Annotated in this window: 2 protein-coding genes; both read left to right on the top strand. The window is 57.7% G+C overall.

Translation table 11 applies throughout. From position 1 onward, the window contains the following. The first annotated feature begins 47 nt into the window (after positions 1–47). A complete protein-coding gene (locus R5L00_RS04530) occupies positions 48–3,389 on the top strand; it encodes an amino acid adenylation domain-containing protein (RefSeq protein WP_317653554.1) in 3,342 nt (1,113 codons plus the stop codon). Continuing rightward, entirely contained in the window at positions 3,390–15,347 is an 11,958-nt protein-coding gene (locus R5L00_RS04525) for a non-ribosomal peptide synthetase (protein ID WP_317653553.1), read from the top strand. The last annotated feature ends 85 nt before the right edge of the window (positions 15,348–15,432 follow it).

Below are 15,432 nucleotides of genomic sequence, written 5' to 3'. Positions count from 1 at the left end.
GTGAGGATGATGGTATCTCCCGGATCCGCGTTAAGGCCTCACCTGTCATGAATAGTAGCGATCTTGAACAGAGGCGCGCACGCCTGACCCCCGAACAACGTGCCAGGCTTGCGCTGCGCCTCGGCGGCGCGGATGCGCCAGTGCGTTCCGAGTTCGCCATTTCGCCGCGCCAGCCCTCTGAAACCGTACCACTCTCGTACGCGCAGCAGCGGCACTGGTTTTTATGGCAGCTGGAGCCATTGAGCACTGCGTATCATTTGAGCGGCGGGTTACGATTGGTGGGCAAGCTGGATATGGAGGCGCTGGTTTGGAGCTTCCAGGCGCTGGTATCGCGGCATGAGTCACTGCGCACGGTTTTTCGGGCGAATGCAGAAGGGCTGCCCGAGCAAGTCATTGAGACGGAACGGAAGGTCGATATTCCCGTGATTGACCTGTCGGGCCTGCCGGCTGGGCAAGGGGTTGCACGTGCGCATGAGGAAGCCAGCAGGATAAATGGCACGCCATTTGATCTGACACAAGGTCCGCTGCTGCGGCTTGCGCTCATCCGCATTGCGCCGGAAGACCACCTTCTCGTGGTGGTGATGCATCACATCATATCGGACGCCTGGTCAAACCGTATCGTAATTGACGAATTTGCTGCCCAGTACCGGGCACGGATCAAGGGACGTGGAGATGGAGAGGAACTTTCTCTCCCATCGCTCCCGATACAGTATGCCGATTATGCGATATGGCAGCGCAACTGGCTGGAAGCGGGAGAAAAGGAGCGGCAACTGTCCTACTGGCGCAGCCAGCTAGGGGAAGAGCATCCCGTATTGCAGCTTCCGACGGATCATCCACGGCCGTCTGGGGCCAACTATCGTGCTGCACGTCATGCTTTCGCGTTACCGGCCGCGCTGGTTGCGCGTTTGCAGCGCCAGGCCCAGAGCCAGGGCGCTACCCTCTTCATGGCGTTACTGGCGGGCTTCCATGCATTGCTGCAACGCTATACCGGACAGAACGACATTCGCGTTGGCGTTCCGATTGCCAACCGTCATCGGGTTGAAATAGAGAATATTGTCGGTTTCTTCGTGAATACCCAGGTGCTGCGTAACCGCATCAACAGTCGCATGCCGCTCAAAGCCGTTCTCGACCAGGCCCGTGAAGCGGCGCTTGGCGCCCAGACACATCAGGACTTGCCGTTCGAGCAACTGGTTGAAGCGCTGCAGCCCGAACGCAACCTGAATCAGAATCCGCTATTTCAGGTCATGTACAACCATCTGCGCGAGAACTACCGCGCGTTGGAGCACTTGCCTGGCCTCACTGTGGAAAACCACGAGCTGGGTGAGCAGTCGGCCCAGTTCGAATTGACTCTGGACACCATCGAGCAGCCGGACGGCCAGCTGATAGCCACTTTGACTTATGCCAGGGAATTGTTCGAGCCGGAGACCATCAGGCGACTGGGCGGGCACTACCTTCATCTTCTTCAGCAACTGGCCGAGCATCCTGAACGCAGCCTTGGCGACATCGATATTCTGACCGAAGGCGAGCAGGCGCAGCTCAGGGCCTGGGGCGTGAACGAGCAGCGTTATGTGAATAGCGAGCCTGTTCATTGCCTGATCGAGCGGCAGGTTGAGGCGCGGCCTGAGGCGGTGGCGCTGATCTTCGGGGATAGCGAGCTGAGCTATGCCGAGTTGAATCGGCGGGCAAATCGCCTTGCGCACCGGCTGATTTCCCATGGCGTGAGACCTGAAGTCAAGGTGGGCATTGCGGTTGAACGCTCCATTGACATGATCGTTGGGCTTTTGGCGATACTCAAGGCAGGCGGGGCTTATGTGCCGCTGGACCCGGAGTATCCGCAGGAGCGCCTGAATTACATGGTGACAGACAGCGCGATCGGTTTGCTGCTGACGCAAAGCCATATCAGGGGGCGCATTCCGCAGTCGGCGCAATGCGAGGTGCTGGAACTGGACATGCTGGACCTCGATGGCGAGTCCGAATGCAACCCTGCGGTATCCCTGCATGGCGACAACCTCGCCTATGTCATCTATACCTCCGGCTCTACCGGTAAACCAAAGGGAGTGGCGATTCATCACCATGCGCTCAGTCATTTCCTAACCAGCATGAGTGATACTCCTGGGATGGATGCCGACGATACGCTGGTGTCTGTAACCGCACTATCTTTTGACATTGCCGGGCTGGAGTTGTATCTGCCCTTGAGCGTTGGGGCCCGCGTCGTGATTGCTCCGAAAGCGGTGAGCCGCGATGGTTTTGCTCTCACGCAATTCGTATCGACGCACCACGCTACCGTTATGCAATCTACTCCGGCTGGCTGGCGCATGTTACTTGGCGCAGGTTGGAATGGTTCGCAGCGTGAAGACGGAAAACCTCTGAAGGCATTATGTGGGGGCGAAGCCCTTCAAATCGATTTGGCGGATCACTTGCGGGGGTTGGGGGTCGAACTGTGGAATATGTATGGTCCCACCGAAACTACCGTCTGGTCTGCTGTGGGGAGGATAGACGACGATACCACTCCACTGGGGAGACCCATTGCTTCCACTCAAGCCTACCTACTTGACCCTGATTTGAAGCCGGTTCCACAGGGTGTGGCTGGAGAACTTTATCTTGGGGGTGTCGGATTGGCACGCGGTTATCTGAACCGTGGGGACCTGACCGCGGAGCGTTTCATAGCCGATCCTTTCGGCGAGAAGGGAGGGCGCCTGTACCGTACTGGGGACCTGGCGAGATGGCGGGGGGATGGGCAGATCGAATATCTGGGGCGCCTTGACCATCAGGTCAAGGTGCGGGGTTTTCGCATTGAGCTGGGTGAAATCGAAGCGCAACTGCTCGCACAGCCGGAGGTGCGGGAGGCGGTGGTGGTTGCTGGCGAAGGGCCAAGCGGAGCACGGCTGGTGGGATATGTCTCCCTGCACCCGGGGAAGAGCGCGGATACTGCCAGTTTGCGTGAAGCGATTGCAAGGACGCTGCCGGACTACATGATTCCATCTGCGATTGTCGTTGTGGAGAGCCTGCCGCTGAATCCGAACGGCAAGGTGGATCGCAAGGCGCTGCCGGAGCCCGAATTTGTAGATAGTGACAACTACGAGACCCCGCAAGGTGAAGCGGAAGAAGTGCTGGCCCGCATCTGGGCGCAAGTGCTGGGCATCGGGCAGGTGGGGCGAAACGACAGCTTCTTCGAACTGGGCGGCCACTCTCTCGCGATCCTGCAAGTGCAGCAGAAGTTGCAACAGGCTTTGTCGGTCTCATTGCCTTTGCGCTTGCATTTTGAAAATCCCTTGCTGAGAAACCTCGCTTCCGAAATAGACGAAAAACGTTCTCTGATGTCGGGGGAATACTCCGGTCAGGCAGAACTGCTGGGAATGCTGGAGTTGCTCGATTCACTGGAGAGATGAATGGAATTGAACAAGCACGATATCGGCGAGCGGTTTTCGGCACTCCATCCCGAAAAACAAAAAGAATTTCTTAGCGCGCTGAAGAAGCGGGGGCTCGATTTTTCTCTGCTCCCGATTGTCCGGCAAAAAGCAGGAAATCGCAGCACACTCTCGTACGCGCAGCAGCGGCACTGGTTTTTATGGCAGCTGGAGCCATTGAGCACTGCGTATCATTTGAGCGGCGGGTTACGATTGGTGGGCAAGCTGGATATGGAGGCGCTGGTTTGGAGCTTCCAGGCGCTGGTATCGCGGCATGAGTCACTGCGCACGGTTTTTCGGGCGAATGCAGAAGGGCTGCCCGAGCAAGTCATTGAGACGGAACGGAAGGTCGATATTCCCGTGATTGACCTGTCGGGCCTGCCGGCTGGGCAAGGGGTTGCACGTGCGCATGAGGAAGCCAGCAGGATAAATGGCACGCCATTTGATCTGACACAAGGTCCGCTGCTGCGGCTTGCGCTCATCCGCATTGCGCCGGAAGACCACCTTCTCGTGGTGGTGATGCATCACATCATATCGGACGCCTGGTCAAACCGTATCGTAATTGACGAATTTGCTGCCCAGTACCGGGCACGGATCAAGGGACGTGGAGATGGAGAGGAACTTTCTCTCCCATCGCTCCCGATACAGTATGCCGATTATGCGATATGGCAGCGCAACTGGCTGGAAGCGGGAGAAAAGGAGCGGCAACTGTCCTACTGGCGCAGCCAGCTAGGGGAAGAGCATCCCGTATTGCAGCTTCCGACGGATCATCCACGGCCGTCTGGGGCCAACTATCGTGCTGCACGTCATGCTTTCGCGTTACCGGCCGCGCTGGTTGCGCGTTTGCAGCGCCAGGCCCAGAGCCAGGGCGCTACCCTCTTCATGGCGTTACTGGCGGGCTTCCATGCATTGCTGCAACGCTATACCGGACAGAACGACATTCGCGTTGGCGTTCCGATTGCCAACCGTCATCGGGTTGAAATAGAGAATATTGTCGGTTTCTTCGTGAATACCCAGGTGCTGCGTAACCGCATCAACAGTCGCATGCCGCTCAAAGCCGTTCTCGACCAGGCCCGTGAAGCGGCGCTTGGCGCCCAGACACATCAGGACTTGCCGTTCGAGCAACTGGTTGAAGCGCTGCAGCCCGAACGCAACCTGAATCAGAATCCGCTATTTCAGGTCATGTACAACCATCTGCGCGAGAACTACCGCGCGTTGGAGCACTTGCCTGGCCTCACTGTGGAAAACCACGAGCTGGGTGAGCAGTCGGCCCAGTTCGAATTGACTCTGGACACCATCGAGCAGCCGGACGGCCAGCTGATAGCCACTTTGACTTATGCCAGGGAATTGTTCGAGCCGGAGACCATCAGGCGACTGGGCGGGCACTACCTTCATCTTCTTCAGCAACTGGCCGAGCATCCTGAACGCAGCCTTGGCGACATCGATATTCTGACCGAAGGCGAGCAGGCGCAGCTCAGGGCCTGGGGCGTGAACGAGCAGCGTTATGTGAATAGCGAGCCTGTTCATTGCCTGATCGAGCGGCAGGTTGAGGCGCGGCCTGAGGCGGTGGCGCTGATCTTCGGGGATAGCGAGCTGAGCTATGCCGAGTTGAATCGGCGGGCAAATCGCCTTGCGCACCGGCTGATTTCCCATGGCGTGAGACCTGAAGTCAAGGTGGGCATTGCGGTTGAACGCTCCATTGACATGATCGTTGGGCTTTTGGCGATACTCAAGGCAGGCGGGGCTTATGTGCCGCTGGACCCGGAGTATCCGCAGGAGCGCCTGAATTACATGGTGACAGACAGCGCGATCGGTTTGCTGCTGACGCAAAGCCATATCAGGGGGCGCATTCCGCAGTCGGCGCAATGCGAGGTGCTGGAACTGGACATGCTGGACCTCGATGGCGAGTCCGAATGCAACCCTGCGGTATCCCTGCATGGCGACAACCTCGCCTATGTCATCTATACCTCCGGCTCTACCGGTAAACCAAAGGGAGTGGCGGCCACCCATGCGCCGCTGTCTATGCATGTCCAAGCCATCGGCGAAGTTTACGGTATGACGGCAGCCGACCGTGAACTCCAGTTTGCATCGATTAATTTTGACGGCGCACACGAGCGCTGGCTGGTACCTTTGGCCTTCGGCGGTGCATTGATGCCGCGTGACAACGAGCTGTGGCCAGTTGATCGCACGGTTGCTGAAATAGCCAGGCATGGCATTACCATCGCCTGCTTTACCCCAGGCTACTTGCATCAATTGGCGGAACTGACAGGCAGCGCCGGTCAAGGTTTGCCGATCCGTTCCTATACAGTGGGTGGCGAAGCGATGAGTCGGGCGAGCTTTGATTTCGTGCAGGAAACGCTGCAGCCGCCCCGTATCGTCAACGGTTACGGCCCCACGGAAACAATCATCACGCCGCTAATTTCCAAAGCTTATCCCGGAACGTCGTTCGAATCCGCCTATATGCCGATTGGCAATCCCGTCGGGGACCGGCAAGCCTACCTACTTGACCCTGATTTGAAGCCGGTTCCACAGGGTGTGGCTGGAGAACTTTATCTTGGGGGTGTCGGATTGGCACGCGGTTATCTGAACCGTGGGGACCTGACCGCGGAGCGTTTCATAGCCGATCCTTTCGGCGAGAAGGGAGGGCGCCTGTACCGTACTGGGGACCTGGCGAGATGGCGGGGGGATGGGCAGATCGAATATCTGGGGCGCCTTGACCATCAGGTCAAGGTGCGGGGTTTTCGCATTGAGCTGGGGGAAATCGAAACGCAACTGCTCGCACAGCCGGAGGTGCGGGAGGCGGTGGTGGTTGCTGGCGAAGGGCCAAGCGGAGCACGGCTGGTGGGATATGTCTCCCTGCACCCGGGGAAGAGCGCGGATACTGCCAGTTTGCGTGAAGCGATTGCAAGGACGCTGCCGGACTACATGATTCCATCTGCGATTGTCGTTGTGGAGAGCCTGCCGCTGAATCCGAACGGCAAGGTGGATCGCAAGGCGCTGCCGGAGCCCGAATTTGTAGATAGTGACAACTACGAGACCCCGCAAGGTGAAGCGGAAGAAGTGCTGGCCCGCATCTGGGCGCAAGTGCTGGGCATCGGGCAGGTGGGGCGAAACGCCAACTTCTTTGAACTGGGCGGCGATTCCATTCTCAGCCTTCAGATTGTGACTAAGGCGCGCCGGGCAGGCTGGAAAATAACGCCCCGTCAATTGTTCGAACGTCAAACTGTTGCGGCGCTGGCCTCCGTGGCTACTTCTACACAGGAAGCGACCGAATCAATAAGCAATAACCTTCCGGCTGCCGTCGATGCCACCGGGCTGGTGCCGCTGCTTCCCATTCAAGCCGATTACTTTGAGCAGGAGATCCCCGCGCGACATCATTGGAACCAGGCTGTTCTGTTTAAAAGCACGCAGGGCCTGGAGATGCGGCATCTCGCTCAAGCGTTGGAAGCCGTGATGAATCATCACGAGGCGCTCCGTTTCCGCTATAGAAGGCAAGCCGCCGGCGATTGGCAGCAGACGCCCGCTGAACCGGCTGCCCACCGTGGGGAGGAATTGCTATGGCGACGCCACGCTGCCAACGCCGAACAGTTCGAGGCGCTGTGCAACGAGGCGCAACGCAGTTTGAATCTGACCGAAGGACCGCTGATGCGCGCCCTGGTCATCGACATGGTTAACGGTGACCAGCGTTTGCTATTGGTTATTCATCACTTGGTAATAGACGGGGTTTCGTGGCGCATTCTTCTCGAAGACTTAGAGGCCGCCTATAGCAAGGCTCGGGATAGCGATAAAATTGAGCTTTCCGGCAAAACGACGAGATATCAGAGCTGGGGCCGGAGATTGGAGAATTATGTACTCGAAAACTCTGACGAGCTGAGTTACTGGCAACGGTTGGTAAATGTGCCTGTTTCCCTTCCCAGGGACAACCCCACCGGGGCAAACACAGTTCGTCAACACAGCAGCGTCGGCATTAAACTCGACCGGGTACAAACGCAGGCATTGCTCAAGCAGGCACCCGCAGCCTACCGCACACAGGTGAATGATCTCCTCCTTACCGCGCTGGGAAGCGCCTTATGCCAGTGGAGCGGGCATGACAAGCTTCTGATCGATCTGGAGGGGCATGGTCGGGAGGATCTCTACGCAGATATTGATCTTTCCCAAACCGTCGGGTGGTTCACCATCCTTTACCCGGTGGTGCTTGATCCAGCCGGGGACCTGGATCAGAGAATCAAGCGTATCAAGGAGAATATCCGAAAAATACCGAATAAAGGACTGGGTTACGGATTATTTAGACGTCATGGAACGTCCGAACAGCGGCAGGCGCTGGCCTGCCTGCCGAAGGCTGAGGTGGTATTCAACTATCTGGGGCAATTCGATTCCAGTTTCGATGAGAAGAGTTTATGGACGCTGGCGTCCGAGCCCATCGGGGATTTAATGGATGGCGCTGCGTCGCTCAGTCACGATCTCTCTATAAATGGCCACGTTCATGATGGGGAACTAAGCCTTGAAGTCAGTTACAGCAAGGCTCGCTATTCTCAAAGCACCATCGAGGCTTTTGTAAAAAGCTACCAGCTTGAGCTCGAAGGGCTGATCTCGCATTGCACCAGCGGTGCATACGGGTTTACTCCGTCAGATTTTCCGTTAACACAGCTTACACAGCATGAGTTGGACGACTTGCCAATACCGGCGGCGCGGCTTGAGGATCTTTATCCGCTCTCGCCAATGCAATCGGGAATGTTGTTCCATAGCGTATTTGATACCGCACCTGACGTCTACGTCAACCAGCTGAGAGTGGATATTGAGGCATTGGACGTGACACGCTTCAAAGCCGCGTGGCGGGCTGCAGTGGACAGACATGAAATATTACGCACAGGTTTTTTGCACGAAGGTAAAACTGCTCTGCAGTGGGTGGCAAAAGTCGCTGAACTGCCGGTAGTGGAATACGATTGGCGGGATCGCGCAGGACATGCCCCTGAAAATAAGGAGCGCGATCTTGAGATTCTGGCTGAGGCGGAACATGCTTTCGGTTTCGATCTGGCAACTCCCCCGCTTATGCGCGTGGCATTGGTGCGCGTCGCGGACAACAGGCATCACTTCATCTGGACGATTCATCATCTGCTGCTGGACGGCTGGAGTACTTCCCGGCTGATGGGTGAGGTGTTGGGCCAGTATTGCGACAGTGAGTTGGTGTTCTCCCAAGTAGGCCAAGGCCGCTATCGGACCTTCATCGAATGGTTGCAGAATCGCGATGCGAATGCATCTGAACGATACTGGAGAGAGCAATTACACAATATAGGAGAGCCTACTCGTCTGGCCGATTTTTGCTCCATTGCAGAAAAGGATGCGGGTTACGGAGAACATATCAGCGAACTTGACAGCGTTTTTACTGAAGGCTTAGTTCAGTTCGCAAAGCGCGAACGCATCACGCTCAACACCCTCTTGCAGGCCGCGTGGGCGCTTCTGCTAAATCGCTATACCGGACAGCAAACAATCGGGTTTGGGGCGACCGTTGCAGGCAGGCCAGCGGACTTGCCAGGAGCGGAGCGGCTGCTGGGCTTGTTCATTAATACCCTGCCCGTGATCGTAACTCTCCGGCCGGAGCAGGAAACCGGTGCGTGGCTGCGCGATTTGCAGGCGCAAAACATCGCCTCCCGCGAGCATGAACATACGCCATTGTATGATATTCAGCGATGGGGAGGTCACAGCGGAAGCGGATTGTTCGACAGTATTCTGGTGTTTGAGAACTACCCGATGGATGAGACGCTGCAGCAGTCAATGGCTCGCGGACTCGTCTTCTCCGAAGTGCAAAGCCGCGAGGTTACTAATTATCCGATGACTGTGTCGATCGTCCTGGCGAACACGCTGTGTCTACACTACAGTTACGCTCGTGAGCATTTTTCCAGCAGTGCCGTCAGTTGCATTGGGGCGCAAGTTAACAGACTACTGCACGAGATTGCGCGGAGTTCAATTCGTCCACTGGCTGACATCGATATTCTGACTGAAGGCGAGCAGGCGCAGCTTAGGGCCTGGGGCGTGAACGAGCAGCGTTATGCCAATACCGAGCCTGTTCATTGCCTGATCGAGCGGCAGGTTGAGGCGCGGCCGGAGGCGGTGGCGCTGATCTTCGGGGATAGCGAGCTGAGCTATGCGGAGTTGAACCGGCGGGCAAATCGCCTTGCGCACCGGCTGATTGCTCATGGCGTGAGACCTGAAGTCAAGGTGGGCATTGCGGTTGAACGCTCCATTGACATGATCGTTGGGCTTTTGGCGATACTCAAGGCAGGCGGGGCTTATGTGCCGCTGGACCCTGAGTATCCGCAGGAGCGCCTGAATTACATGGTGACAGACAGCGCGATCGGTTTGCTGCTGACGCAAAGCCATATCAGGGGGCGCATTCCGCACCCGGCGCAATGCGAGGTGCTGGAACTGGACATGCTGGACCTCGATGGCGAGCCCGAATGCAATCCTGCGGTATCCCTGCATGGCGACAACCTCGCCTATGTCATCTATACCTCCGGCTCCACCGGCAAGCCTAAGGGTGTTGGCGTGCCCCATCATGCCCTTACCGAACATGCTCAGGTTGCAGTTGGGTTCTTCTGTCTCGGTTCCTCGGACCGGATGCTGCAATTTTCGACGATCAATTTTGACGGCTTTATCGAACAGCTTTTTCCGCCCCTATGCGTCGGTGCAGGGATTGTCTTGCGTGGCCCCCTGCTATGGGACAGTGATACCTTCTACCGCGAACTGATCAATAAGCGGATAACGGTGGCGGATCTGACCACAGCATACTGGCTTCTTCTGGTGCAGGACTTCGCCAGGATCGGACCGCGCGACTATGGCTTATTGCGGCAGGTTCACGCAGGGGGCGAAGCGATGTCCCCCGAGGGGCTTATGGCCTGGCACCAGGCTGGATTTGACGGGGTCATCCTCCTTAATACCTACGGACCCACCGAGGCAGCCGTGACAGCCACCGCTTGCAACTGCAGCAATTATTTGCGTGGTAACCAGGCAGTACCGGCGCAAGTAGCCATCGGCAAGCCGCTTGCTGGCCGCAATATTTACTTGCTGGATGCCAATCTCACTCCTGTCCCATCGGGGATTCCGGGGGAGCTGTGCATTGGAGGAGATCTGCTGGCACGCGGTTATCTCAACCGTGGGGACCTGACCGGGGAGCGTTTCATAGCCGATCCTTTCGACGAGAAGGGAGGGCGCCTGTACCGTACTGGGGACCTGGCGAGATGGCGGGGGGATGGGCAGATCGAATATCTGGGGCGCCTTGACCATCAGGTCAAGGTGCGGGGTTTTCGCATTGAGCTGGGGGAAATCGAAGCGCAGCTGCTCGCACAGCCGGAGGTGCGGGAGGCCGTCGTGGTTGCTGGCGAAGGGCCAAGCGGAGCACGGCTGGTGGGATATGTCTCCCTGCACCCGGGGACGAGCGCGGAGACTGCCAGCTTGCGTGAAGCGATTGCAAGGACGCTGCCGGACTACATGATTCCATCTGCGATTGTCGTTGTGGAGAGCCTGCCGCTGAATCCGAACGGCAAGGTGGATCGCAAGGCGCTGCCGGAGCCCGAATTTGTAGATAGTGACAACTACGAGGCCCCGCAAGGTGAAGCGGAAGAAGTGCTGGCCGGCATCTGGGCGCAAGTGCTGGGCATCGGGCAGGTGGGGCGAAACGCCAACTTCTTTGAACTGGGCGGCGATTCCATTCTCAGCCTTCAGATTGTGACTAAGGCGCGGCGGGCAGGCTGGAAGATAACGCCCCGTCAATTGTTCGAACGTCAAACTATCGCCGCACTGGCGGAGGTGGTGGAAATTGTGCGCGAGCCTGAGGTCAAGACCGAGAGGCACGGTCGCGGTTATTTGCGCGATTATCTCACCCCCGAGGCGGTTGCCACACTGAAGTTTGGCGACGACGCAATCGAGGATGTCTATCCAATGTCGCCGACGCAGGAAGGAATGTTATTTCATACGCTGGAGGCCCCAGGCACCGGCCTTTATGTGAACCAGTTCAGTGTTGAAGTAACCGGTCTTGCGCCTGTGCGCCTGGCGCATGCATGGCGGGCAATGGTGGCACGTCATCCTGTCCTGCGGACCGGTTTCCTGTGGCAGGGGGGATTGACACGTCCGGTGCAAGTGGTGTTCAGACAAATTGAAGTCCCCGTGGTACACCTTGATTGGCGGGACCTGGATCAGCAGCAATCCCGCATTTCCGCCTACCTCGAAGAAGATCTGAAACAGGAATTTGATTTTCTCGCGGCACCGCTTGTCCGGCTGAGCTTGGTGCGTTTGGACGAAGACCGCTATCAGCTGGTGTGGACGATGCACCATATATTGATGGACGGTTGGAGTGAGTCGATCCTGGTCAACGAATGGCTGCGTAGTTATGCTGGCGAAATGCTTGCAGCGCCAGGACCGGATTATGGGCACTACATCCACTGGCTTGCCCAACAGGACCGCCAGGCGACCAAAGCGTTTTGGAAAGCTGAGCTTGGTGGCGTCGACGGCGCCACCCTACTGTCGTCGCCCGTTTCCAACGCCGCCGTGGCAGAACAGCGTGCGGGCTATGCGCAGATTTATTCCCGCCTGGATCAAGAGGAAACCCGTCAGTTGCGGCTTTTTGCGCAACAGCAGCGGGTAACGCTTAATACTTTTGTGCAGGCGGCTTGGGCGCTGCTTTTGCAACGGCACACGCGCAGGGATACGGTCGTATTTGGCGCGACCATAGCAGGACGGCCTCCTGGTCTGGAACGGGCGGATGAGATCGTCGGCCTGTTCATCAATACCATTCCCGTGCCTGTGAAGCAGCGGAGTGACCTGACGGTGGCAGAATATCTCAGCTCGCTGCAGGAAACCAATGCCAAGCTGCGCGAATACGAGCATGCATCTCTCGCGGACATTCAGCGCTGGGCGGGATCATCAGGCCGGCCGCTTTTCGACAGTATTGTCGTCTTTGAAAACTTTCCTATTGTCGAGACGCTGCGCAGCAACGAATTTTATGGACTTCGTTTCGGTGAAATGGAAGGCACGGGGCTCACCGGCTACGCGATGGATTTACAGGTCACTATCGGCGACAGGCTGGAAATCGAATATGCGTACGGCCGGAAGGATTTTACGGACGAATTCGTACTCGACCTCCGCAGGCAGATGGAATTCGTGATGCGGGAAATGATGGCAAATCCCCGCCTGCCGGTGGGGGAGTTGGGGTGGATGGATAGGAAAAGTCTCGATGACCTGTTTTCGCTGGGGCGCCCTTCCTCAGTCGCGGCACAGCCGCGTCAACGCGTTCATTGCCTGATCGAGCGCAACGCGCGGATACAGCCCAACGCCATCGCGCTGCTGATGGGTGAACAGGAGCTTTCATATGCGGAGCTGAACCTTCGGGCAAATCGTCTTGCTCACTACCTCATCAGTATGGGCGTCGGGCTGGAAGCCCGCGTGGGCATTGCCATGGAGCGTTCGCTCGACCTGATAGTAGCGCTGCTTGCCGTGCTGAAAGCCGGAGCCGCCTATGTGCCGCTCGATCCGGAATATCCGGCTGACCGGCTTTCCTTCATGGCGGAAGACAGCGTACTGGCGCTCGTTATTACCCAACGGAAGTTGCTGCCCAAGCTTGCCGGTATTACCAGGGCGGGGCGAACGTTGGTGCTGGATTCGGTCGATCTCTCGGTTGAGCCTGGTTCGAACCCCGATGTTCCGCTCCATGAACATAGTCTTGCCTACATAATCTACACGTCGGGCTCCACAGGACTTCCGAAAGGAGTAGCGGTAACGCACGGTCCCCTCGCGATGCACTGCCGGGCTACCGCCGACATTTACGGGATGAATACCCAGTCATGCGAGCTGCTTTTCATGTCATTCTCATTTGACGGCGCACATGAGCGCTGGCTGACAGCGCTCACTGTCGGCGCCGGGTTGGCGGTTCGAGACCAGGAACTCTGGACGGCCGAACGGACGTACAAAGCTCTTCATAGCTACGGCATTACCAACGCTGCGTTCCCGCCTGCCTATCTTGGTCAAGTAGCGGAATGGGCTGCGTCACTCAGTGATCCGCCCCCCGTAGAACTTTACGTATTCGGCGGCGAAGCCATGCCCAAGGCCTCGTACGACCTGATCCGCCGCACGCTGCGGCCACGTATCCTCATCAATGGTTACGGGCCAACCGAGACTGTGGTGACGCCCCTGATATGGAAGACCGATGCAACAAACAGTTTCGATTGTACCTATGCCCCCATAGGACGCCCGGTGGGTGAGCGCACCGCGTATGTACTCGACACTAACATGCAGCCGGTTCCCAAGGGCGTCGTCGGTGAGCTGTACATCGGGGGATACGGATTGGCGCGGGGCTACCTTGGCCGGGCCGGCCTCACGGCGGAGCGTTTTGTGGCGGACCCCTTCGATGCCAACGGCGGCCGACTCTACCGCACGGGCGACCTTGTGAGGTGGATGAATGACGGCAATATCGAGTATATCGGTCGCGTCGACCATCAGGTTAAAATTCGAGGTTTTCGTGTAGAACTGGGTGAAATCGAGGCATCCGTACGTGCACTGCCGGAAATAGCTGACGCAGCAGTCGTGGTTTACGACGCTGTCGCAGGCCCGCAACTGGCGGCTTATGTGGTGTGTCATCCGCGAAAAGGGAGCATTGCGCCTGATGGGCTGGCGGCCCGCCTCAAACGGGAACTTGGCATGAAGCTTCCGGAATACATGCTGCCCACGCATGTCATGGAGCTTGAGATTTTGCCCCGCCTGCCAAGCGGCAAGCTGGACCGTGCCGCCTTGCCGGAGCCGGGTGCTCCCGCGGTGGACACCTTCCGATCGCCATCCACCCATGAAGCAAAATTGCTGGCAGACATCTGGCAAGAGGTGCTCGGCATAGAACGAGTAGGCGAAACTGATAATTTCTTTGCCCTTGGGGGAGATTCCCTATCTAGCCTGAAAGTAATGGCGCGTGCGCGTAATTTGCGGGAAGCCAATTTCGACTTCAAGCTCCGTGACCTGATGCAGCGACCAACTATTGCAGGTTTGCTTGGACTGGAGTTTCAGGCGTCCGAGGGACCGCAGGCACTGATCGCACTCAACCAGTCTTGTGAAGAACGGAACCCCCCGTTGTTCTGTATTCACGCTGGACTAGGCACGGTGTTCGATTACCAGCCCTTGGCCCGGCAACTGGAGGGCAAGCGGGCGGTGTATGGTTTGCCCTGCCGTATGCTTTCAGATCCGGCGCACTGCGATACCTCCCTTGATCAAATGGCTGCCGATTACTGCGCGATGATCCGAGATCTGCAGCAGGAAGGGTCATACTACCTGCTGGGCTGGTCGCTCGGAGGGACGTTGGCAGCCATGGTTGCTGCCTTACTGGAGGCCGATGGGCACGCCATCGCCTTCCTCGGCTTGATCGATCCCTTCGTTCCCGGCACCGAGCCGCCAGAGCCCGATAACTGGCGGCGGGACTTTGCCGATTTTGTTTCCGTGGTCATACCCGGTGTGCAACCTCCAGACGTGACTCAAAGCGAAGTTCATCATGCAGAACCGGGAGAATCGAAACAGGAAATTGCAGGCCTGCTGGAAGGGCTTATATCAACAGAGCGAATGAGGGTAAAAAAGGAAGGAGCGGGCGACGCCGAGAGCGGCAGTTATGCAGATTTGGGAGCAGAAGAACTTGCACAGATTTTTCTTGTGGCAAGGCGCCTGAAGGCACTGGCGCTGAAAACGCCCTTGCTGGGTAGTCTCAAGAACCAGGGAAATTGCTGGTGGGCGGTAGCGCGCCCTACCGAGGACAGATTGGCGCTATCTTTACAACTGAAGCAGGCGCCGCGGTCCGCCGATGTGGAGGCAGATCATTTTTGCATCGTGCGCACAAGGTCCCTACTTCTGGAAATCGAGGCTGTTCTCTCAACTAAATTACTGCCGCCTGCAGAGACTGAGACAAGTGTGCGGTAGCCCCCGCCAACTCATCCATTGTGGGACGCGTTTAAGCTTGGGCGCGTCCGTCGTTAGGGGGTACAGTTCGTGTCTCGGCAAAGGC

The organism is Nitrosospira sp. Is2, assembly GCF_033095785.1.
GTDB lineage: Bacteria > Pseudomonadota > Gammaproteobacteria > Burkholderiales > Nitrosomonadaceae > Nitrosospira.
The sequence above is the reverse complement of the archived record's forward strand: the minus strand, read 5'-3'. Positions and strand labels throughout refer to the sequence as shown.

Coding starts and splice junctions, on each gene's coding strand:
- R5L00_RS04530 (WP_317653554.1), top strand. CDS start 48: ATGAATAGTAGCGATCTTGAACAGAGGCGCGCACGCCTGACCCCCGAA.
- R5L00_RS04525 (WP_317653553.1), top strand. CDS start 3,390: ATGGAATTGAACAAGCACGATATCGGCGAGCGGTTTTCGGCACTCCAT.